The organism is Hymenobacter montanus, assembly GCF_014699115.1.
In the GTDB taxonomy this organism is placed as follows: Bacteria; Bacteroidota; Bacteroidia; order Cytophagales; family Hymenobacteraceae; genus Hymenobacter; species Hymenobacter montanus.
Genome location: NZ_JACXAD010000030.1, coordinates 19897 through 41580, shown reverse-complemented (window position 1 = coordinate 41580; position 21684 = coordinate 19897). Strand labels below are relative to the sequence as shown.

The 21684-nt window shown below is 61.3% G+C and carries 15 protein-coding genes and 2 tRNA genes; 5 read left to right on the top strand and 12 right to left on the bottom strand.

Annotated elements, in window-relative coordinates:
- Positions 1-72: 72 nt before the first annotated feature.
- Positions 73-154: transfer RNA gene (locus IC235_RS20090), tRNA-Leu, on the bottom strand.
- A gap of 427 nt (positions 155-581) precedes the next feature.
- Here IC235_RS20090 and IC235_RS20085 point away from each other — a divergent pair.
- Entirely contained in the window at positions 582-1370 is a 789-nt protein-coding gene (locus IC235_RS20085; protein WP_191007001.1) for a hypothetical protein, read from the top strand.
- 510 nt (positions 1371-1880) lie between these two features.
- On the opposite strand, the gene IC235_RS20080 is transcribed toward IC235_RS20085, so the two are convergent.
- The 10 genes from IC235_RS20080 to IC235_RS20035 all read right to left on the bottom strand — a co-directional run bounded on the left by IC235_RS20080 (position 1881) and on the right by IC235_RS20035 (position 12275).
- Positions 1881-2246, bottom strand: coding sequence for a DMT family transporter (locus tag IC235_RS20080; RefSeq protein WP_191007000.1), 366 nt, complete (start codon positions 2244-2246; stop codon positions 1881-1883).
- Positions 2247-2275: 29 nt separating this feature from the next.
- Entirely contained in the window at positions 2276-3172 is an 897-nt protein-coding gene (locus tag IC235_RS20075; RefSeq protein WP_191006999.1) for a sterol desaturase family protein, read from the bottom strand.
- Positions 3173-3300: 128 nt separating this feature from the next.
- A complete protein-coding gene (locus IC235_RS20070) occupies positions 3301-4206 on the bottom strand; it encodes an N-acetylneuraminate synthase family protein (protein WP_191006998.1) in 906 nt (301 codons plus the stop codon).
- Between the two features lie 301 nt (positions 4207-4507).
- The gene (locus IC235_RS20065; RefSeq protein ID WP_191006997.1) at positions 4508-5314 is read right to left on the bottom strand and encodes an SDR family oxidoreductase; all 807 of its coding nucleotides are present in this window, start codon (positions 5312-5314) and stop codon (positions 4508-4510) included.
- A 141-nt stretch (positions 5315-5455) separates the two neighbouring features.
- Positions 5456-6790 (bottom strand): aminotransferase class III-fold pyridoxal phosphate-dependent enzyme, encoded by a 1335-nt coding sequence (locus IC235_RS20060; protein ID WP_191006996.1) that lies wholly within the window; start codon positions 6788-6790, stop codon positions 5456-5458.
- 238 nt (positions 6791-7028) lie between these two features.
- The gene (locus IC235_RS20055; protein ID WP_191006995.1) at positions 7029-7982 is read right to left on the bottom strand and encodes a transketolase family protein; all 954 of its coding nucleotides are present in this window, start codon (positions 7980-7982) and stop codon (positions 7029-7031) included.
- 74 nt (positions 7983-8056) lie between these two features.
- Positions 8057-8914: a transketolase gene (locus IC235_RS20050; protein ID WP_191006994.1), complete on the bottom strand. Its 858-nt coding sequence runs from the start codon at positions 8912-8914 to the stop codon at positions 8057-8059.
- A gap of 139 nt (positions 8915-9053) precedes the next feature.
- Entirely contained in the window at positions 9054-9860 is an 807-nt protein-coding gene (locus tag IC235_RS20045; protein ID WP_191006993.1) for a cytidylyltransferase domain-containing protein, read from the bottom strand.
- A 116-nt stretch (positions 9861-9976) separates the two neighbouring features.
- Positions 9977-11053 carry a hypothetical protein gene (locus IC235_RS20040; protein ID WP_191006992.1) on the bottom strand — a complete coding sequence of 359 codons (1077 nt, stop codon included), beginning with the start codon at positions 11051-11053 and terminating at the stop codon, positions 9977-9979.
- A 568-nt stretch (positions 11054-11621) separates the two neighbouring features.
- On the bottom strand, positions 11622-12275 hold the full coding sequence (locus IC235_RS20035) for a response regulator (RefSeq protein WP_191006991.1): 654 nt from the start codon (positions 12273-12275) through the stop codon (positions 11622-11624).
- A gap of 460 nt (positions 12276-12735) precedes the next feature.
- Between IC235_RS20035 and IC235_RS20030 the strand changes: the two genes are divergently transcribed.
- Complete coding sequence (locus tag IC235_RS20030; protein WP_191006990.1) at positions 12736-13359, top strand: sce7726 family protein; 624 nt, start codon at positions 12736-12738, stop codon at positions 13357-13359.
- Between the two features lie 152 nt (positions 13360-13511).
- Here IC235_RS20030 and IC235_RS20025 read toward each other — a convergent pair.
- A tRNA-Asp gene (locus IC235_RS20025) sits at positions 13512-13587 on the bottom strand.
- A gap of 208 nt (positions 13588-13795) precedes the next feature.
- On the opposite strand from IC235_RS20025, the gene dinB reads away from it, so the two are divergent.
- From dinB to IC235_RS20010, 3 genes are all read left to right on the top strand, one after another.
- Positions 13796-14875, top strand: a complete 1080-nt coding sequence (dinB, locus tag IC235_RS20020; protein ID WP_191006989.1) for a DNA polymerase IV — start codon at positions 13796-13798, stop codon at positions 14873-14875.
- A 294-nt stretch (positions 14876-15169) separates the two neighbouring features.
- A complete protein-coding gene (locus tag IC235_RS20015; RefSeq protein ID WP_191006988.1) occupies positions 15170-18922 on the top strand; it encodes a PKD domain-containing protein in 3753 nt (1250 codons plus the stop codon).
- Positions 18923-19318: 396 nt separating this feature from the next.
- Positions 19319-21442 (top strand): carboxy terminal-processing peptidase, encoded by a 2124-nt coding sequence (locus tag IC235_RS20010; RefSeq protein WP_191006987.1) that lies wholly within the window; start codon positions 19319-19321, stop codon positions 21440-21442.
- The last annotated feature ends 242 nt before the right edge of the window (positions 21443-21684 follow it).

Genomic DNA, 21684 nt, shown 5'->3' with positions numbered 1-21684 from the left:
TCCGCTGGCCAGGTTGAAAAGTTGAAAAAAAAGCCTTCAGCCTATGCGACTGAAGGCCTAACATCAAAAAAGTGCGGATAGAGGGACTCGAACCCACACGCCTTGCGGCACCAGATCCTAAGTCTGGCACGTCTACCAATTTCGCCATATCCGCATATGAGCACCCGTTGCCATTTGCTACGGGCCCGCAAAGGTACAGGGTTTCTGGTTACGGACAAAGTAGGAACGAAGCAAAGACGGATATAGTCGGAACGGAGAAGCTGTTTGAATTAGCTTTTAGAACTTAGAGCTTAGAACCTAGAACTTAGAACTTAGAACCTAGAACCTAGAGCGGAGAACTGAGAAAGGAAGGAGTTGGCTTAGGGCTAAAGAAAGGCGATATTCTAAGTTTTGAGTTCTAAGCTCTAAGTTCTAATGCAGGAACCGGCGAATCGGCTAAGGCAAACAGCCTCTGAGCCTTTATGGCCTGCGGCCGGTCCATTCAGCAGGAGCCGCGGGGGCGGCGCGCCCGGCTTGCCGGATGGCCCGGCCGTAAGGAGCAGGGGCCGGAAGCGCCGGGCGGGTCCTATCTTGGGGCGCATATGCCCGCCTTCCAACTCCATAAGTGGTACGCCGATGTGGTGGACCCAACGACCGGCCACCTCGCCATTTGTTACGATAGTGAGCTGCGGTGGAAAGGGCTGACCTTTCGCTTCACGAACCTGCTGCGGTTTGAGCCGCCCGGTACGCGCTTCGCTTCCGCCAGCTTCGGGCAACCGGCCCAGGCCGGGCTGAGTGAAGACCAGGCGCTGTTTACCTTAAAACAGCGGGGTGTGCGAGGCACCTGGCAACAGCAGGCACCGGCCCTGCGCGAGCTGCTGCTGGAAACTGCCCACGGCAGCGTGCTGTGGGAATGCTGCTTGCCCGCGGCCACGGCGCAGGTGGTGATGGGAGAAACCGTGCTGCACGGGCTGGGCTATGTGGAGAAGCTAACGCTGACCCTGCCGCCCTGGCACCTACCCCTGCAGACGCTTCGCTGGGGCCGCTTAGTGGCGCCGGGACACTACCTGGTGTGGATAAAATGGGAGGGCCCCGAACCCCGACACCTGGTGTTTCACAACGGCACTCGCTACGTCGACACCGGGCACATTGGCGACGACGAGGTGCGGGTTGGACCGTTTCGGCTGGCCTTTGAAGCCAAACATTCGCTGCGCGCAGGCCTGGTAGGGAAGACCGTGTTCCAGCGCTTTCCGTGGTTTAAGAAGCTCTTTCCCGTGCGCATCCTGCACCTCGACGAAGCTAAGTGGCTGTCGGTGGCGACGCTCACCGAGGACGGGATCGTAGTGGCTACCGGCTACGCGGTGCACGAGCGAGTAGAATGGCCTGCGTGAACTACCCGGCGCGAAACCGCAAGAAGGTGCTACTGGTCAGGTAGCAAGCCATCAACCAGGCTCGCCGCCATGCCGCGCCACTCGTTGGTGGAGTGGTTGAGCCGCCGGCGGGTAGCCTAGCGGCCCCGCGGGCCCAGGGCATTATGGAAGCGCGTCATACTTCGGAGCGGCAGGCTACAGTAGGTCCCTGGCTGCACAGGAGCTTCGAGACGGTGCATAAATAATTGCCGTCATGCCGAAGCGCCGCGAACCCGGGCCCGGTGGGTCGCTTGTCCGCCGGTCACCTATGCCGGGCGCTTAGCGGTGGTTGGTATCAGGGGCGTTCTGCTGGAACCTCACCTGACCCCCACAGGGCCGGACCCGCATCGCATCTGCTTTATGCGCAGTGGGGGAGAGGGGAGTCAGACGAGAAATGCTCCTGTAACCTCAGAATCGCTGTAATAACGATGCAGGGGGCACCGGGGAATAGCCTTTGGCTGGTGAGACGAGCGCTGCCTGGTTTATCGGCCCTTACTCCAGGCGCCGTAGGCCCAGTACTCCCGCGATAATCATGGAAGTGTACAGCAGATGCATCAGCGAAAAAGGCTGTTTGAGAATTACGCTGTCGACTATTCGCAGGCCCACGACGGCCAGGGCCATCCAGGTGGCGTAGGCCGTGGCCGTGGGAATCTGGCGCATGGCCAGCGATAGAAACACGACGTTGCCCACTCCGAAAGCGATGTAGCCCAGCAGGGGCACCAGTGTCAGCAATTCGCCGGGCTGCTGGTGCAGGTGCAGCCAGTCGAGGGCGCGAATCTTTTGGATACTAAGGCTTTTGAGGCTGTAGGTCCAGGCCACTTCAAACAGCGAGGCCACAACCAGATAAATCCAGGGCATTGGCGGGAAAGTAAAAGAGCAATTCGTGCTCAGGTGGAAAGCCGTGAAGCTACGGGAGTCGTAGCCGGCTTTCTACGGAACAGAACCGTGCGCAGCCACCGCCACAGGGCTGGGCGTAGATAATAATAGCGCCGAAAGAGGGAATAACGCAGCAGCCGGCGCTCATCGAAGCGCTTCACGGAGAACACGTGCTGCAGGAAATAGTCCTTCGGAAAGGCGTAATACAGCCCCCACTTCGCGGGCTTATGGCCGGGTAGATACGCCGTGCCAAACAGCCAGTCCCAGAAGGCAAACTTGGTCGAGAAGTTAGCATGGAAGACCTCCTGGTGGTCGGCGTGGTGCCAGAGGTGCATTTCCGGGCCGTTAATGAAGTACTGTAAGCGCCCCGATTTCACGTCGATGTTGGCGTGAATGTAGATGCCCCACACCGCGTCGATCAGCGCCTTGATGGGAACCACCACGGGGTCGGCTCCGAGCAGGATAATGGGCGCAAACTCAATGGTCTGGTTGATGAGAATTTCGACTGCGTGGGAACGCGAACCCGCCAGCCAATCAACCTGCTTGCCCGAGTGGTGCGCCTCGTGGGTGCGCCAGAAGAACGGATTGTGGTGCTGAAAGCGGTGAAACCAGTAGATGTAAAAATCATGGGTCACCACAAAAAACAGCACCTGCCCCCACACCGGCCAGCCGGTTACAAGGTGCAGCTTCGAAAAGCCAAAGTGCTGGTCGAGCGGCTGAATAATCAGGTCGAAAATGACGATTTTCAGCGCGTAGCTCTGCACCAAGGTGTAGAGCACCAAGTCGGTCCAGAAGCCCTCGCGGAAAAAAGGGAGCCCCTTGCGGTAGGGAAAGCACTTTTCCAGTAAAATCACCACGGCCACCCAGCTCAGCAGGATGACCGTGGTGATGACCTCAACGTGTTTCATGGTTCAGCAGGCAGCAGTTCGTAGTAGTGGTGAGCGGGGGAGGGCGGCTAGCCGGCGGGCGGGGCCTTGCTGCCCGTAAGCCGGCCGCCTGCTAAACCCCGGCCCCGCCGCCCAGGTTTCGGCGGCGCTCAAGTTAACGACGGCGTCACTGCGGCCGGTGCTAACTCGCGGCGCAGGCGGCGGCGGGGCTCCAGCTCGCTGTCGTACACCCGCTTTTGGCCGTCGCCCAGCGACTCTTCCACGTCCCGGATGTCGCGCACCAGCTTGGCCATGCCACCCGGCTCCACGGAGGCGGCGTGGTCGGAGCCCCACATGGCCCGGTCGAGGGTGAAGTGACGCTCGATGAAGCAAGCACCCAGGGCCACGGCCGCCACGGTGGTGGCCAGGCCGGTTTCGTGGCCTGAATAGCCAATGGGCAAGCCGGGAAACATAGCCTGCAGGGCTGGCACCATGCGGAGGTTCAGCTCCTGCGGCGGGCAGGGGTAAGCGGACGTGGAATGGGCGATGAGCAGGTTCTCGGTACCTACCCAGTCGACGGCCTGGGTAATTTCATTCAGGGTCGACATACCCGTGCTCAGCATCAGGGGGCGGCCGGTGGCGCGCACACGCTCCAGCAGGGGCCGGTCGGTGAGGGAGGCAGAAGCCATCTTGTAGAGCACGGGTTGGAACTGCTCAATGAAATCCACCGATGGCTCGTCCCAGCACGAGGCAAACCAATCCACGCCCAGCGCGCGGCAGTAGTCGTCAATGGCCGTGTATTCGGCCAGCCCGAACTCGGTGCGCCGCTTGTAGTCGATGTAAGTCATGCGGCCCCAGGGAGTGTCGCGCTCTTTCTCCCACTGGTCTTTGGGCACGCACAGCTCCGGAGTACGCTTCTGGAACTTTACCGCGTCGCAGCCGGCGCGCACCGCCTCGGCGATGAGCTGCTTGGCCAGGTCCAGCGAACCATTGTGATTGATACCGATTTCAGCAATGATGTAAGCAGGATGGCCGGCACCAATAAACCGGTTTTTGCGAATTTCAATGGCGTTCATAAAGGAAAATTTAATGTTCGAAAAAAGGTGGAGAAGGAGAAAAAGCGACTCCGGCGCTTGCTGCCCGGCGTTGGCTATCCATTGCCGGCCGGTAGAATGGGGAGCTGGCAACGAAGAGTGCGGCCAATTCGTGCTACAGTGGGCCACGCGGCAGGTTTACCGATTTATTTAGGTCATTTCCAGCACGAAAGAGAAACAGAAAGTAGGTGAGCAATAAAGATGCAGGATGCGCTTGACCGGACCCAATTAGTAAGTTTATGAAATAGTTACCAAGTAGCGCCTGGTAGCCAAGCCATAAAAATCAGATGGCCGTCCAGCCCCCGTCGACCACTAAATTGGCGCCCGTCATATAAGCAGAAGCATCCGAGGCCAGAAATACCACAGCGCCTTGATAATCCGAGGCCGAGGCCATCCGGCCCAAAGGGGTCTTGGCGCTGTACTGCTGAATGAAAAAATTATCCTGGTTATTCTCCACTCCCCCCGGCGAAAGGGTATTGACGCGCACACCGCGCTTGCCCCAGTAAGCCGCCAGGTACCGGGTGAAGCTGATAACCGCCCCCTTGGTGGCCGGATACGAAGGCGATTTGAAAAAGGTCTGCTCGCCCTGGGCGTTCACGTAAATGCTCTGGTCCGGCCCCACCAGTCCGTAGGTGCTGGCCACATTGATGATGCTGCCGTGGCCCTGCCCCGCCATGGGTGTGCCAAAGACCTGAGCGGCCAGGAAAACGCCGGTTACGTTTACTTCCAGCGACTGCTGCCAAGTGCTCAGCGGAAAGTTTTCGAACTTCGACAAGTCGGCTGCCAGCGCCGGGTTCTCGAACATGTCGTTGATGGCGGCATTGTTCACCAGCACGTCAATGTGCCCAAACTGGGCTAAAATCTGGTCGCGCGCCGCCGCCAGCGACTCGGGGCTGACCACGTTAACTGCCAGGGGCAGGTGGGGGCCGCCGGGCAGCTGGGCCGCCACCGCGGCGCAGGCTTCGCCGTTGAGGTCAGCCACCACAACGTTGGCCCCGGCCGCGGCAAGCGCCGCGCAGTGCTGCTGGCCAATGAGCCCACAGGCACCAGTAACAATGGCGGTTTTGTTCGTTAGGGAGAATAAGTCCATACTGTGGCGCGCCGCCTTCACGGCGCGTTCCGCCCCGTAGCGGCGAAGGAGATTTGAGATTGATTAATAGTTCAAGTAAGCGGCCTAGTCCTCATTAGTCCTCGCCGTTGCCCGTAGAAACGCTCCGACGGCGCGGCACAATTACTTCGCCTTCACCGGTGCGGCATTCGTCACTTTGCGGAATACGGCTTCCACGGGCTCGCCCAGCAACCGGCTGGCCACGTCGCCCGCGGTAATGGCTTCTTTTAGCAGGGGCAGCACGTCGCGGTACGCGGCCAGCGTGTGGGCCACGTCCTCATCCGAATGCGAGAAGCACATGTTGTGAAAACCACCCCACAGAATGCCGCGCTTAAACAGCTCCTGCTGCATAAAGGCTTTTATCTCCAATGGGTTGCCGGCCGAAGCGTCGAATGTGACAATCGTGCGGCAGTCGTAGCCGTAGCACTTGGTGTAGGCGCTCAGCCCCAGCTCGGCGGCAATCTCGTTGTAGCCGTCCTTGAGCTTTTTGCCTTGCTCGGCGAGGCGGGCGGGCACGTTCTGCTCGCGCATTTCGGCGATGGTGGCCAGGGCGGCGGCCATGCTGAGGGCTTCGCCGCCGAAGGTGGTAAAGAAGAAAACGTCCTGCTCAAACAGCTCCATAACATCGCGCCGGCCGGTAAGTAGGGCAATGGGCATGCCGTTGGCGAAGGCTTTGGAGTACACGGCCAGATCGGGGGTGATGCCGAAATACTCCTGCGCGCCGCCCACGGCGATGCGGAATCCGGTCCACATCTCATCAAAAATCAGCAGCGTACCATTTTCCCGGCAGAGGCGGGCCACTTCGTGCAGGAAGTTGTCCTTGGGTGCGTCGAAAATAAAGGGCTCCAGAATCACGCAGGCCACGTCGGCATCGAGCAGGGCTTTCAGCGAGTCGAGGTTGTTGTACTCAAAGGCTGCCGTCAATTCTTTCACTCCCGATGGAATGCCCTGGTCGCGGCTGGTGGTGCCGATGTACCAGTCGTGCCAGCCGTGGTAGCCGCAGCAGAGCACCTTGTCGCGGCCGGTGAAGGCGCGGGCCACGCGCACCGCGGCCGAGCACACATCCGCCCCCGTCTTGCTGATGCGAATACTTTCCGCGTTGGGGATAATGTCGTGAATCAGCTCCGCCAACTGGACTTCCAGCTCGTGCATCATCGAGAAGGTGATGCCATCCTGTAGCTGGGCCCGAATGGCGTCGTCAACGCGCGGGTAGGCGTACCCGAGCGAAATCGGGCCGATGCCCATTTGGTAATCGATAAACTCGTTGCCGTCCACATCCCAGATGTGGGAGCCTTGCCCGCGCTTCACGTACTTGGGCGAAACGCCTTTAGTGTACTGGCCCGGGCCCTTAGCCAGGGTCTGGGTCACGGGCGTCATGATGCGGCTGGCGCGGGCGTACAAGGCATCCGACTGCGTAATGTTGGGGTAGTTCTGGTTGAAGGAAACGGTATTGGGCATCACGGAAAAAGACTGAGTAAGAAAAGCAATAAGAGGCAGTCGGGCCGAGCAGTAACAACGGTCGTGCCAGGTAACCAGAGCCGTTGTGCCGAGCAGCGGGAAGCACCGTTAAGCCGAGCGGAGGCCTCGTTGACCTCATCCAACGAATAGGTCGGTTGCGGCTCACGAAATACTTCGGCTTGGGCTTGCTGCGCCACCTACCCGGCAGGGTAGCGGGCATGGCCGGCACAACGGCTAACTATTCGGCAAACTGGGTTTCCAACACGGCCGGGCCAGCGGCAATGTCTTCGCTGGCCTCGCCCAGGGCGGTGGCGATGCGGCGGGCAAGGTGCTGGCCCGTGAAGCCTTCGTGCTCCAGCACGGCGCCCAGCCGGCCGGGGCGGTACCAGCGCTCTTCCAGGGCCAGGGGCAGTACCCGCGCCGTGAGCTGGTGGCGTAGCAGCACTTCGGCCAGAATCGAGTACAGCCCTCCGGTAATGAAATGATCCTCTACCGTAACCAGGAGTGCGCCGCTCCGGGCCGCCGCCAGCAGGGCGGCTTCGTCCACGGGCTTGAGGCTGCGCAGGTTGATGAGACCCACCGACTTGCCTTGAGCTTGCAGCAGCTCGCGGGCCACCAGCGTTTGCTCGAACAGCATGCCGTAGGTGAGGATGATTACGTCGCGGCCCTCCGCTACAATTTCGGCCTTGCCCAGCTCAAACGGGGCGTGCTCGTAAGTAGCCGGGCGCGTGTTGATGCGCACGTAAGCCGGATCGGGCGAGGCCCAGATGGCCGGCAGCATGGCGAGCATGTCGGCTTCGTCGGCCGGCGCGAAAACCGTCATGCCGGGGATGCCCCGCATCAGGCTCACGTCCTCAATGGCCTGGTGAGTAGGGCCGTTGCCATCAGACAAAAAGCCGGGTACGAAGCCGCTGAGCTTCACGGGCAGGTGGGCGATGCCCACGTCGGTGCGAATGAACTCGAAGGCCCGCAGCGTGAGGAAAGTCGCCAGCGCGTGTACCACCGGCACCCGCCCGCGCAGCGCCAGGCCCGCCGCCGCGCCGATCAGGGTTTGCTCGGTGATGCCGGTGTCGATAAAGCGGGGGCCGAGCACCGGCGGCAGGTTGCGAATAAGGGCGCGGTTTTCGGCCGTCATCACCACCAGGCGGTCATCGGCCAAGGCAGTTTGCTTGATAAGTTCTTCGTAAGTCATGGATTCTGTTCGGGAAACCTCCTGCTGCGGTGGCGCGGCCGCCGGGTGAGCAGGACGATCTATATAGGTGATTTTTAGCGTACGGTGAGCGTTTCGCTGGTTAAAGAAGTTGCTTCCTGGCTGTGCAGCTCGCGTAGCAGCTCCTCCACTTCCTCGGCCGAGAAGTTACAGAACCAGCGGTCGGCCCGGGCCTCGATGCTGGGTAGGCCCCGGCCGCGCACCGTGTCGCAGATGATAACCGAGGGCTTATCTTCCGAGAAGGGCAGGGCCGAAAAGGCCGTGGCCAGTTGGTCAAAATCGTGCCCATCGATGCGGCGTACGACGGCGCCAAAAGCCTCAAACTTGGGGGCCAGCGGCTCCAGGGGAATCAGGTCTTCGGTTGCCACGTTGGCCTGGAACTGGTTGCGGTCGACCACCAGCGTGAGGTTGTTCACCCGGTGGGCGCTGGCCACCAGCAGGGCTTCCCACACTGAGCCCTCGTTAAGCTCCCCGTCGCCGGTGACGACGATAATCTTGTTGTCCTGGCCGCGCAGCCGGCAGTCCAGGGCCACCCCCAGGGCTACGCTGGGCAGGTGGCCGAGCGAGCCCGAGTGGAACTCCACCCCCGGCACGTGGCGGTTGGGGTGCCAGTAAATGTGGTCGTCGGTGCTCAGGTGCCGGGCCAGGCGGTCCTTGTCCAGCAAGCCCAACTCCACGAAGGTGCCGTACAGGGCCGGCACGTCGTGGCCCTTCGATAGGAAGAGGTAGTCCCGCCCGGGGTCCGTCAGGTTGTCGGGGCGCACGTTCAGGTAGTCGGCGTAGAGGTATACCAGTAAGTCGGCGCAGGAAAGCGAGGCGCCCGTGAAGCAGCCGCCATCGGTGCTTAGGCGCACAATGTGCTCGCGCACCCGCAGGGCCAGCGCTTCCAGATTCTGTCGTTTCTCAGGGGTCATGGGGGCGGATTGTTGGTTGATAGCTGTTAAGTTGCTGGTGGGCCGTGGTTGGTTGCTAACAGCTGGTTCGGTATAATGTAACTAAAATAATAGCGGCTCGTGGATAGCCCGCATTAAACAACGAACCATCTATGAGCCGCTATATTTTTCTTGTTTGGGAGGCGTCGATGGTTTTCAGCTCATCGAGGTGGTTGCGGTACCAGTTCACGCCGGTCAGGTGAGCATTGAGCTGGGCAATGTCGGGGCGCTGGTTGAGGAGATTAAGGATGTCGGACAGCCCGAACGTCGGGTTGCCCGGGTAAAGCGCCTCGTACACAGCCTTAATGAAGGCATAGTCTTCGGGGTAGTCGATGGTCCAGCGGTGGCTCATCGACAAGTCCTGGCCGGTTTCGTAGGGCACGTTGGCCAGGCGGAAGCGGTCGGGGTTTTCCCAGAAAAAGGGCGTGGTGTGCTCGCGCTCCAAGGGCCGACTAGCTTCGCACCAAGCCGTTTCCAGCGCTTCAAAGCGCATTACCTCCACGTCGTTGCCATCGGGGAACGTGGCGGGGTGCAGGTTGCTCACGAAGTCGTAGCGGTCGGGGCTTTCCAGGTAAACGGCCAGCACCTGGTCAATCACGGCGGGGTCGATGAGGGAGCAGTCGGAAGGAATTTTCACTACGACCCCGGCCCGGTAGTGACGGGCCGCCTGGTAATGGCGGTCGAGCAGGTCGAGGGCGTGGCCGCGAAAGCAAGGCAAGCCGTGAGTTGCGCAGCAGGCGGCAACAGCGTCGTCGCGGTCGTCGGTGGTGGTGGCTACCACCACGGTACCCGCATGGCGGGCCCGCTGCACCCGCTGCACCATGCGCACGAGCAGCGGCTCACCGGCCAGCGGCAGCAACACCTTGCCGGGCAGCCGCGAGGAGCCCACGCGGGCTTGTACAACGGTCAGGATGGAGGGAGCGGCCATGTTTTAGAAAAGGGTGGTATGCCGTAGTCGGGGAGCAGCTTGGAATATGCGGAAAAATGAGAGTGAATCAGCCAAAAAAGCAGGGTGTTCGTTGCTACTAATCTTCTAAAAACAGGCTAATGGACCGCTAAGGAGCCGTTGCCCGCTGCAGAAGGGGCAAACTCCTCGGGCCGGTACTGGCGCAGAAACTCCGGCCCGCTGCCTTCGAAGTTGCTGAAGCCCCGGCAAATAGCCGCGATGCGCCGCGCTGAGGTACCACCGTTCTGCCACGGCTGCTTGCGTTTGAGGTCTTCCACGTCGAAATAGGAATGCACGGGCTTACCCAAAATCAGGCCAACATACACCACGGTCGAATATTGGGTGATGAGCTCGGCGCAGTTGGCAATCATGTGGTCGGTGTTGCCTTCGGTGTAGATGAGCGTGCCGGGCGGGGCGTGCTGCTTAATTTCCTCCACCGCGCGGGGCAGCTTCTCATTGGGGTGGAGCTTAAAAATCATCGGCCGGCCCGCGGCGATGCGGGCACACTGCCGGATGAACTTCGGCCGGTTCTCGGGGGTGTAGGTCTCCCGTAAGTCAGAGGTGGCCACCAGTACGTAGTCGCGGTGCGGGAAGTCGTTGTGGCGCACTTGCTCCACGTTATCGAAGTTGGGAATGCCCGTCACGATGAGCTTGTCACGGTCGACACCCACGTAGGCAAAATGCTCTTTGTAGCCCTCCGAAGCCACGCAGTACACGTCGCAGCAGTTCGCCAGGCCGTTGAGAGCGGTGCCAATAGCCAGAATCGGCATCCAATTGAGCTTGCGGATGAGGCGGCACCACCAGTTGAGCGGGTCAGTCATTCCTTCCTGCACAAACACGGTTTTGGTGGTGCGCACTAGTGGCCAAGGCACGATGACGTCGGAGCAACACACGAGTAGATCATAGGTATTGCCGAACTGCCGGGCCTCAAAATCGTTGTTCAAGCCATGCTCGGCCAAGTACTTATCAGCCTTGGCCTTGATGGGACCGGTAACGATGGTCCGATCCAGCCCGCCGGTCCAGAGCAGAAACCGGTAGAAGCCGCGCTGCCAGCCATCGTAGTACAGTTGGCTGAAGTAGGGCTCAAACTCGTCTTCCAGCAGCTGCGCGATTTGGTGCATCTGCGTGGTTTGGTTGGGCGAGCCGATGAGAAACAAAACCTTTTTTCGGGACATGCAAAGAGGTGCAACGAAGCAACTGAACCACTAATGTGGACCTTGTTTTCGGCCTCGTCGCGCAGGGTTTGCTGCTGGTTGGTGCAGCTTCGCTCGCGGCCGAGGGGTAAATCAGACTCACGGCAAGGTACAGAGGAAAGGGCAAAGTACGTGGGTCAGGGTTGCCTTCTCAAGAAGGGAATATTACCGAATGGCAAAAGATTTTCACCACTTTATTCAACCGTAGGGAGCGTGAAAATATTGTTGGCTCGAGCCGTCACCAGCATGAGTAAGCGATGGAAGCTAGTAGCGGCATAGGGCTGGGCAAGGCCGGCTCAAGGACTGTCAGATTAGCATTAGCACCGGAGCTTTTTTCACCGGCCAGAGCTAATTTGTTACTAAATCATGCTGTTTTATAGCGGGATTCAACTCCGTGTACCAGGCGCAGGCGAGAAACCCTCCCGGGTACGACTCCGGTTCGCTGGAGGCGCGAAGCCGCAGGAGAGGGAGCCAGACGTCGGGTATACTCACTAGGAAACGGCTCTATTTGCTGTTGGAGTGGCCCAGCGGGCGGAAGTTCGCTGCCCTGCTACTTAATCCACCCTTCCGCCAGGGCCAGCTTAATGAGCGCGGCCGTGTTTTTGGCCTGGGTTTTTTCCAGGATGTTCTGGCGGTGAGTCTCCATGGTGCGCTTGCTGGTGAAGAGCTGGTCGGCAATTTCCGCGTTGGTTAAGCCTTCGGCAATTAGCTGTAGCACCTCCATCTCGCGTTTCGACAGCAGCGGGGCTTTTGGGGTAGTTGCCGCCGGCCCGCTGCTAGTAGTCCACTCCAGTACTTTGTGCAGCATGGCCAAGCCCACCTCCGACGATAAGAAGTGCTTGCCATCCATCACCTGCCGAATAGCGTGCAGGATCTCTTCTTTGCCAGCGCTCTTGAGCACGTAGCCGCTGGCGCCAGCCTCGAACATGCGTCCGATGTAGAGTTCTTCCGCCAGCATGGAAAGGGCCAGGATACGCACGTCAGGATACTCCTCACGCAGCCGCAGGGTCGTGGCATAGCCGTCCAGCACGGGCATGTTGATGTCGACCAAGACCAGGTCGGTGGGGGTATCGGGTAGCTGGTCGAGCAGTTCCTGCCCATTGCTGGCCGAGCCCACTACTTGCAGAGTCAGCTCGCGTTCCAGCAACGACCGAATGCCATCCCGAACTATGGGATGGTCATCAACTAAAAAAATACGAACCATAGCCGGACGAGCAGAAGGAGGGGAGGGTGGAATTACTCAAGAAGAACGCCTAATAGTCTTGCTTGTAACGAGGCCCGCTTGCTTGAGCTTGGAATGTCGCCAGGGGCCCCGTGGAGCACTGTAGAATTAATGCTAGAATCTATCAGAAACAGAAAAGGTGCATTTTGCCCAGCCTCGTAGCCAGAAGAAAGAGCTGGTCCCATTGCGAGACTCCTGCACTCTACACAAAGTTCAGTTTGGGTTTCACGCAGTTTATCCCAATAAACACGGCTTGTGATGGGAGTTCTTACTGAGAAACCAGTTCCGCACAAATCGCGCCCCGGCCCGTACCTCGTCTGGCCAGCCCCCAATAAGCCGGCTACTGCTTGCTGCCCAACCCACTGACCCCCAGGGTAGAGGTGCTGTTGGCCCCCAGTCGGAGTTGCCGCCAGCCGCCAACCGGCTTACTTTTGGAGCTGCCATGAACGATCCGGAAATCCGCGCCCTGCTTTACCCCTTGCTCACGGGTGGCGTGTACATCGATGAGCTGCCCACCGGCACCACTCGCGCCGATGTAGTGCACATCACGTCCGATTTCATGCACGGCTACGAGGTAAAGGGCGACGGCGACACCCTGCAGCGGGTGGCCAACCAACTGCGCTGCTACGGCGAAGTGTACGATTTCGTCACCTTCGTGGTAACCGAAAAGCACCTGCCCAAGCTGCTGCCCCGGCTTCCCGAGTGGGTGGGCGTGCTGGTCGCCACGGCCGCGGGGTTGCGTGTCTACCGCGCCGCTGGGTACAACGCCAGGGTGGAGCCCGCTCCCATCGCCAAGCTGCTGCTGCTCGAAGAGGTGAAGCAGTTTCTGCTGGCCAGGGGCCTGGCTGGGGCCAGCACGCTGCGGGGCCGGGAGGTGGCCCAGTTCCTGCGTACCACGCGCACGGTACCACTTTCCTGCTTGGCCCAGTACGTGCGCGACCGCCTGATTGCCCGCCTGCCCGAGCGCCTGCTGATGCGGGCCGAGCGCAAAGCCGAGCGCCGCCCGCCGAGGGCCAAACGTAAACGCTCCCTGTCGCGCAGAAAGGCCCCGGTCCGCCTCGGGTAATCTACGGGCAAGGGTCAGCCGGTAACTGAACTGGGTAGCAAAAAGGACGAACAGCCGAGGACCTTCAGCCTGGGTAACGAGGCTGTTACATAAGGGTGTCCCGGCCGCTGGTAAGCAAAAAGCCCCGGCGCGAAATGCGACCGGGGCTTGTGCTGTGAAGAGAGGACTCGAACCTCTAATTGTACTAGCGAGATAGGCTAGCGCGTCTGCCAATTCCGCCACCCCACAAGGTTATCTGCCGCAAAGGTAAGCAAAACAATTGCGGTTTAAGAAATAAACCTCAAGATTATGTTTATATTAACTTTCAAGAAATGTGAGCGTTGAGCCCTAAAAATTAATTTCTAAAAAATCAGCACCCCCTCTCAATTCGCTGCAAACGCAAAATGCGCGGCGGCCAGGCGCGCATTTATCTTTGTCGGAACAAATAGCAAAAATAGTGGTTGAACCGCTCATTCGCAAAATCATTCATTTAGATATGGATGCTTTTTATGCTTCGGTGGAGCAGCGCGACCAACCGGAGCTGCGAGGGCGCCCCGTAGCGGTTGGGGGCGCTCGGGAACGGGGCGTGGTAGCCGCGGCCAGCTACGAGGCCCGCCAGTACGGGGTACGGTCGGCTATGCCCTCGGCCACGGCGCTGCGCAAGTGCCCGGAGCTAGTGTTCGTTTCGCCCCGGTTTGCGGTCTACAAAGAGGTGTCGCGGCAAATTCGGGCCATCTTCGCCGAGTACACGCCACTGGTAGAGCCCGTTTCATTGGATGAGGCCTACCTCGACGTGACCCACAACCTGAAGCAGCTGGCTTCGGCCACCCAGGTAGCTCAGGAAATTCGGACCCGAATCTTCGCCCAAACGCAGCTGACGGCTTCGGCGGGCATCTCCTACAATAAGTTCTTAGCCAAGCTGGCGTCTGATTACCGCAAGCCCAATGGGCAATTTGTGATTCGGCCCGAGCAGGGTGTGGCGTTCGTGGAGGGGCTGGCGGTGGGTCAGTTTCACGGGGTGGGGCCGGTTACGGCGGCCAAAATGAATCAGCTGGGCATTTTCACGGGAGCTGATTTGCGGCGGCAAAGCATCGAGTTTTTGCAGCAGCAGTTTGGTAAGGCCGGGCACTACTACCACGCCATTGCCCAGGCTCAAGATTCGCGCCCCGTAGTAGCCGACCGCCCGCGCAAGTCGGTGGGCTCAGAAACCACGTTTGCTCAGGACCTAACCCTCTTTCCGGAGCTGCTGGCCGGGTTGCGGCCCGCGCTGGAAGAAGTATGGGAGTACTGCCAACGCACTGGCGTCCTGGGCCGCACCGTCACGCTGAAGGCAAAATTCTCTGATTTTAAACAAATTACGCGCAGCCGCAGCAGTGTGGGGCCTATTCCGAGCCGAGCCGAGCTGGAGCGCATTGGTCGGGAGCTGGTAGAGTCGTTGTTTCCGCTGGCGAAGGGGGTGCGGCTGCTGGGGCTGTCGCTGTCCAACCTGACCAGTGTCCAGCAAGCCGCAGGCCAGCAGCTGACCCTAAATTTCTAATTGGAACAGGCCGAGCCAGTAAAATAACGGCCGGGTGCGGTACGCGGCAGTTATTTAGCGGGACTTAACAAAGCCCGTTCCCTGTTAGCTGCCCCACTTAGCCAGCCGATCAGGCAGGTCGAAGTAACCTTTCGTTCATAAAAACGCGGGGTGCGGATAGAAAATCACTAACATAGAGGGGAAATCGAGCAACCTTCCGTTCATAAAAACGATCTTAGGCTGCCAAGGTGTGGTTACCCTGGGATGCTTTAATTTACCTTTAAGATAATAATAGTACCAAGCCTTTTCCCATCTATGAAAAAAACTTACCTGCTGGGGCTTGCGCTACTGAGTGCAACCTCCGCCCTGGCGCAGGCTGACCTGCCTGATTTCCAACCGCCGCGGCGCAAAGCCGCCGTCTCGCGCCCGGGGCCCACGCCCGGCTTCCGCCCCAACCCCCAGTCCCGCATCAGCGGTGAGCTGCAGCAGCTGTATCAGCGCTCACGCCAGGTGGGGTCGGCCACTCAACTCCAGCGGGAGTTCGTGGACCTTTCGGTTAGCGCTCCCCAAGCTGGCGCGGCCCAACGGGGTGCTGCCGCCTCGGCGCCCGCCGTGCTGGTGCGCGTGACGGCCCAGGATGTAAACGCGCTGCTGCCTCAGCTCACGGCCCGCGGCTTTCGGGTGGTGAGCTCCTATCCCCAGCTCCACTTCGTCGAGGGCTACCTGCCCCTCACTCAACTAGCTCCTGAACAAGCGGGCGTGAGCGCGCTGGCCCAGCGGGGGCTACTGGGCGTGCTGGCCGTCATGCGGCCCGATAATGAGGTAGGCAAGGTTCAAAGCCAAGCCGACTTCCTACTGGGCGCCAACCGGGTGCGGGGAGCGCGGCCCACCAGCTATACCGGCCAGGGGCTGCGCATTGGTACCCTCAGCGACTCGTATAACGCGCTGGGGGGCGCCGGAGCGGATGTGGCCTCGGGCGACCTGCCCCCCAACGTGCAGGTGCTCGACGACATCGAGGGTGGTACCGATGAAGGGCGGGCCATGATGCAACTCATTTACGACATCGCCCCGGGCGCCACCCAGGCCTTCGCAACGGCTAACAGGGGCGAGGGTTCGTTTGCCGATAACATTCGGGCCCTGGCCGATCCGGCTCGTGGCAACTGCCGAATCATCGTCGATGACGTTAGCTACTTTGCGGAGCCTTTCTTTCAGGATGGGGTGATTGCACAGGCCGTGAACGAGGTAACCACCCAGCGCGGCGTGGCCTACTACTCATCAGCCGGGAACCGGGCCAATCAGTCGTCGGAGTACCTCACGCCCACGTTTCTGCCCACTGCCAATGGCTCGGCCGACCTCAACTTTGCGCCGGCCAGCAGCCCCTCGGATACGCGCCAGCGGTTTCGGATCCCCAAGGGCAGTACGCTTAAAATCGTCTTGCAGTGGAGTGATCCTTTTTACACCACGGCGGGGGTGCAGACCGACCTTGACGCCTACTTCCTCGCGGCCAACGGCGACACCGTCGCCCGTGCGAACGATAATAACCGGACCTCTCAGACGCCCGTTGAAATTTTACGTTTCACTAACCCCAGCAGTGCCACCAACGAGCTCTTCGATTTGGTGATTGCTCGCCGGTCGGGTACCGCTACCCCCGCCCGGGTGAAATATATGCTGCTTGACGCTATTCTGCCGCAAGAGTATTTCGTTGGCGGGGGCACTGTTTACGGGCATTCTGCCTCGACCAACTCGACGTCCGTCGCCGCCACGCCCTCGTACAACCGGCTGGTGCCCGAGACATTCACTTCTCTCGGCTCGCCCACCATCTTGTTTGCTCCGAACGGCACCCCGCTGCCCGCCCCCGTCACGCGGCCCAAGCCCGATCTGGCAGCCGTGGATGGGGTGAGCACCACTTTCTTCGCAGGGGGGGCTTTGCCCGACCCGCAGGATGGGTACCTGTTCTTTGGCACGTCGGCCGCTGCCCCCAACGCGGCAGCCGTCGCGGCCCTGCTCTGGCAGGCCGAGCCCAGCCTCTCGCCGCTGCAACTGCGCACCCGCCTGCAGAACACGGCCCGCGACCTCGGCGCCCCCGGTTTCGACAACGTCACCGGGGCCGGGCTCATCAACGCCTACGACGCCATCTTTGGCCCGCCCACCCCCCTCGCCCCGCCGCTGACGGAGACCTTCGACGCCCCGCCCAGCCTGGCCCGCGGCTGGGAGCTGACCGACCGCGGGGCCGCCCGCTCGCTGGTGCGCAGCGACTTCGCTCCCGCCTCGGCCGCCGGGCAGCTTATTCAGGATGGTTTCTTTCCCTACTATACCATTGGGACCGGCACGAGCGAGGCGACGCTGCACCTGAACCTGACAGCAGCACCCGCCGGGGGCTGGACCCTCACCTTCCGCCACAAGAAGTTCGCCAATGAGGACGACCAGCAAATGCCCACCACCTTCGCCGGCAGCAGCAACACCGACGGGGTGGCCCTGAGTGTGGACGGCCTGACCTGGTACCGTCTGCTCGACCTGACGGGCAGCACCTCGACCACCGCCTACCAAACCGCCACCGTCGACCTGAGCGCCTTCGCCCTGGCCAACGGCCTGACCCTGGGACCCGACGTGCGCATTCGCTTTCAACGTTCGGGCCGCACCCGGGTCGATGCGGCCACCCCCGCCCAGCAGGGCGGGCGGGCCTTCGACGACGTGACGGTGACCGGCCCGCTGGCCGCCCAGCAACCCGTGGCCCTGTTCGCGGCCTCGGCCTCGCCGGCCAGCCCCATCTGCCCGGGCAGCAGCGTGCAGTTCACCGACGCCTCGCTCTTCGGGCCCGTGACGGGCTATAGCTGGAGCTTCCCCGGCGGCACGCCCGCCACCAGCACCGCCGCCAGCCCCAGCGTCACCTACCCCACGGCCGGTCGCTACGACGTCACACTCATCGTCACCACCGCTGGCGGGACGGCCCTCCGCACCGTGCCCGGCGCCATCGTCGTCTCCAACGAAGTGCCCCAGGCAGCCTTCGCCTTCCGCCCCAGCACGCCCTTGTGCCCGGGGGCGACTGTGGCCTTCACCAACCAGACCACCGGCACGCGCTGCGCCACGACCTACGCCTGGACCTTCGCCGGGGGCAGCCCGGCCACGAGCACCAGCCCGACGCCGACGGTGAGCTTTGCCACGGCCGGCACCTATGCCGTGACGCTGACGGCCACCAACGCCAATGGCTCGACCAGCCAGACGCAGAACGTGGTGATTCAGGCCGGGGCGGCGCTGCCCTATGCCGAAACCTTCGCCAGCGGCCTGCCCGCCCCCTGGACCGTGCTCAACCCGGATAAAGGCATCACCTGGGCCTACACGCCCAGCGTCGTGCGCAAAGACGGCACCCCCGGTCCGGCCCTCTCGCTGCTGTTCGGTCCCTACGAGGCCGCGGGCCAACGCGACTCGCTGCAGTCGCCCCTGCTGGACCTGCGCGGCCAGGCCCGGGCCACGCTGCGCTTCGACCTGGCCTATGCCCCGATCACGCCGGCCGCCGACGGCAACGACTCGCTGGCCGTGGACGTGTTCGCCGCCTGCACCAACCAGCGCCTGGGCCGGGCCTACCTCAAGTCCGCCCTGACCGGCCTGGGCACGGTCACGCCCCGCAACGCGTACTTCACGCCCAGTGCGGCCGGGGAGTGGCGGCAGGAGAACGTGGACCTGACGGCCTACGTTAGTCAGCAGGTGTACCTGCGGTTCGTGGCCTTCAACCAGTTCGGCAACAACCTGTTCCTAACCAATGTGCGGGTGGACACGGCCCCGCTGCTGAGCACGGGGCGGGCCCAGGCTAACGCGGCGGCGCTGCAGGTGTTCCCCAACCCGGTGGTCAGCGGCGGCACCCTGACGCTGCAGTTGCCCGCGGTGGCGGGCCTGGCCACGGTGCGGGTGCTCGACGCGGTGGGCCGCACCAGCGTCCAGCAGCAGTGGCTGCTCAGCGGCACAGGGTCTGTGCAGCGGACGTTGGCGATGCCCCTGGCCGCGGGCCTCTACACCGTGCTCTGCCAGACGGCTGACGGCCAGCTCTTCGCTCGCCGCGTAGAGGTGCAATAGTCCGCTCAACCGGTTTAACCAAAACCCCCTTGGCACTGCCAAGGGGGTTTTTTGATGAGGATGTGTATAGGGTGGCCAAGCCACCAGCCAATCAAATCGTTCTTGGAGTGCAAGACAGGCTGCTGACCTCTTTACGCCGAGAACCTCTGGCTAGCACTTCAGCGTTGTTGTTCAACACCCCTATGATAGGCCGTTGATGTGGAAAGCCGAGCGACCAGTCACGCCATTCCATACGGCGTCACTCAGTTCTGCTCTTCCGCAACCTTTAGTAGCGACATTCCGACTTTCATCGTAATTCCTGGTTCGATTCTGGTAAGTCAGCATCTTTACCTTCTTACCAAGGGCTAATAGCTCAAGGCCAGGTGACTCTTCATTCTTTTGATATTCTTAATTCGCATGCTTTCTTCCTTCAAGATAGGAGTATACTCCACGCTGGCCTTGCTCGGACTGGCTTCTTATTCCGTATATCAGGGCACGCCGCCGCGCGACCAGGTGGTGCTCGGTACGATGTTGCAGGGCCTTTCCCTGGCTCACTACCAGCCCGAAAAGATTGACGACCAGTTCTCGCAGCGGGTGTTCGACCTGTACCTCAAGCGCGTCGACGTGAACAAGCAGCTGCTACTGGCACCCGAAGTGGCGCAGCTCCGGCAGTTTCAAACCAAAATCGACGACGAGCTCCGGGTGGGAACCCACGAGTTTCTGGACGTGACCAGCCAGCTGCTGAGCAAGCGGACCGTGGAATTGCAGGCCTTGTACCGCCAGTTGCTGGCCAAGCCCTTCGACTTCACCGTGCAGGAGAGCTGGGAAACTGACCCCGCCAAAGCAACTTTTGCGGCCAACCCGGCGGCCCAGCGCGAGCAGTGGCGCAAGCTGCTCAAGTATCAGACGCTGGCCCAGCTCTCGGAGTTGATGGACGAAGAAGCCCGCAAGAAAGATAAGCCCCTGGCCGCAACGTCGGCCAGTGCCACGCCTATCACCATCACGGAGCGTCCGCGTACCCCCACCGAGCTCGAAGCCGAGGCTCGCAAGCGGGTGCTGAAGTACTACGATGATTCCTTCGCCGATGCGCTGCAAACCGATGCCAACGACCGCCTGGCCGAGTTTGCCAATGCCATTGCCAATGCCTACGACCCCCACACCGACTACCTGGCCCCCATTGCCCGCGACAACTTCGACATTTCCATCTCAGGACGGTTGGAAGGCACGGGTGCTCAGCTCCAGCAAGACGAAGGACAGCTGAAGGTAGCTGACATTGTGGCCGGCTCAGCTTCGTTCCGGCAGGGGGAGTTGAAGGTGGGCGACGTTATCCTGCGGGTGGCCCAGGGCGCCGCTGAGCCGGTAAGTGTGGAAGGCATGCGTTTCGAGAAAGCCGTGAAGCTGATTCGGGGGCCCAAGGGCACGGAAGTGCGCCTGACCGTGCGCAAGCCCGACGGCGCCGTCGTGGTAATCCCCATCATCCGCGATGTGGTGGTGATCGAGGAAACCTACGCCCAATCGGCTATTATTAAGCGCGATGGCCGCAACTACGGGTACATTCACCTGCCCGGCTTCTACGCCGACTTCGGGGGCAAAGGCGGCCGGAGCAGTGCCGACGACGTGAAAACCGAGCTGGCCAAGCTGAGTAAGGAAAACGTAGCCGGCGTGGTACTCGACCTGCGCTACAATGGTGGCGGCTCGCTGCAGGACGCCGTGGCCATGGGCGGCCTTTTCGTGCCCGGCGGCCCCATGGTACAAGTAAAACCCGGGCGCGGCCGGGTGCAGGCCCTCGACGACAAAGACCCCCAGGTGCAGTATGGGGGCCCGCTTGTGGTGCTGGTGAACAAGTACAGCGCCTCGGCTTCCGAGATTTTAGCCGCCGCCATGCAGGACTACCACCGCGCCGTGGTAATGGGCAGCACGACCTACGGCAAGGGAACCGTGCAACAGGTATTCGACCTCGACAATGCCGTCTCGCCGGAGCTCAAGGCCCTCAAGCCCCTGGGCTCGCTTAAGCTTACCCTCCAGAAGTTTTACCGGGTAAACGGCGGCTCGACCCAGTTTAAAGGCGTAGTGCCTGACATTACCCTGCCCGATGTGCTGGCATCTTACGCCAAGGGCGAAAAGGAGTCGGACTACCCGTTGCAATGGGATGAAATTACCCCGGCTACCTACCAGCCCACCAACACGGTGCTCGCCATCGACAAGCTGCGCGCCGCCAGTGCCGCGCGGGTAGCGGCCAGCCCCGGCTTCCGCCTCATCACGGAAGCGGCGCAGCGCGCCACTGAGCGCCGTAAGCAAACCAACTTGTCGTTGAACTTGGCTGCTTACCGCACCCTGCAGCAGCAGGCCCGCGACGCCAACAAGCAGCAGACCGCCGCCCAAAACGCCCTGCCGGCCCTCGAGCTCGCTCAGCTCTCGGCCGACACGCGGGCCGTGGGCGACTCGACTGCGAACAAGCGGGTCGCCCGTTTCTTCAAGCCCCTGCGCAGAGACCCGGCCCTGGCCGAGGCCGTGGCCGTAATTGGCGACCAGCTTAAGTAGAGTGTAGTGAGATGAGAGAAGCTGCCTGATTGCCTGACGCTAAATAATGCTGCTCATCATAAAGCAAAGAGGCCAATAGCCGCTCGTACAAGCAGCTATTGGCCTCTTCAGGTTATCTGCTCCCACGACGTGCTTTGCGATCAGTTGACAGTTTTTGCTATGTAACCCAAGCTGCGTCGAAGCCGCGTAGCGGCGACAGGTTTGTAGGTACTTGGAGCTATTTCACCGATCAAGCCGCGTAG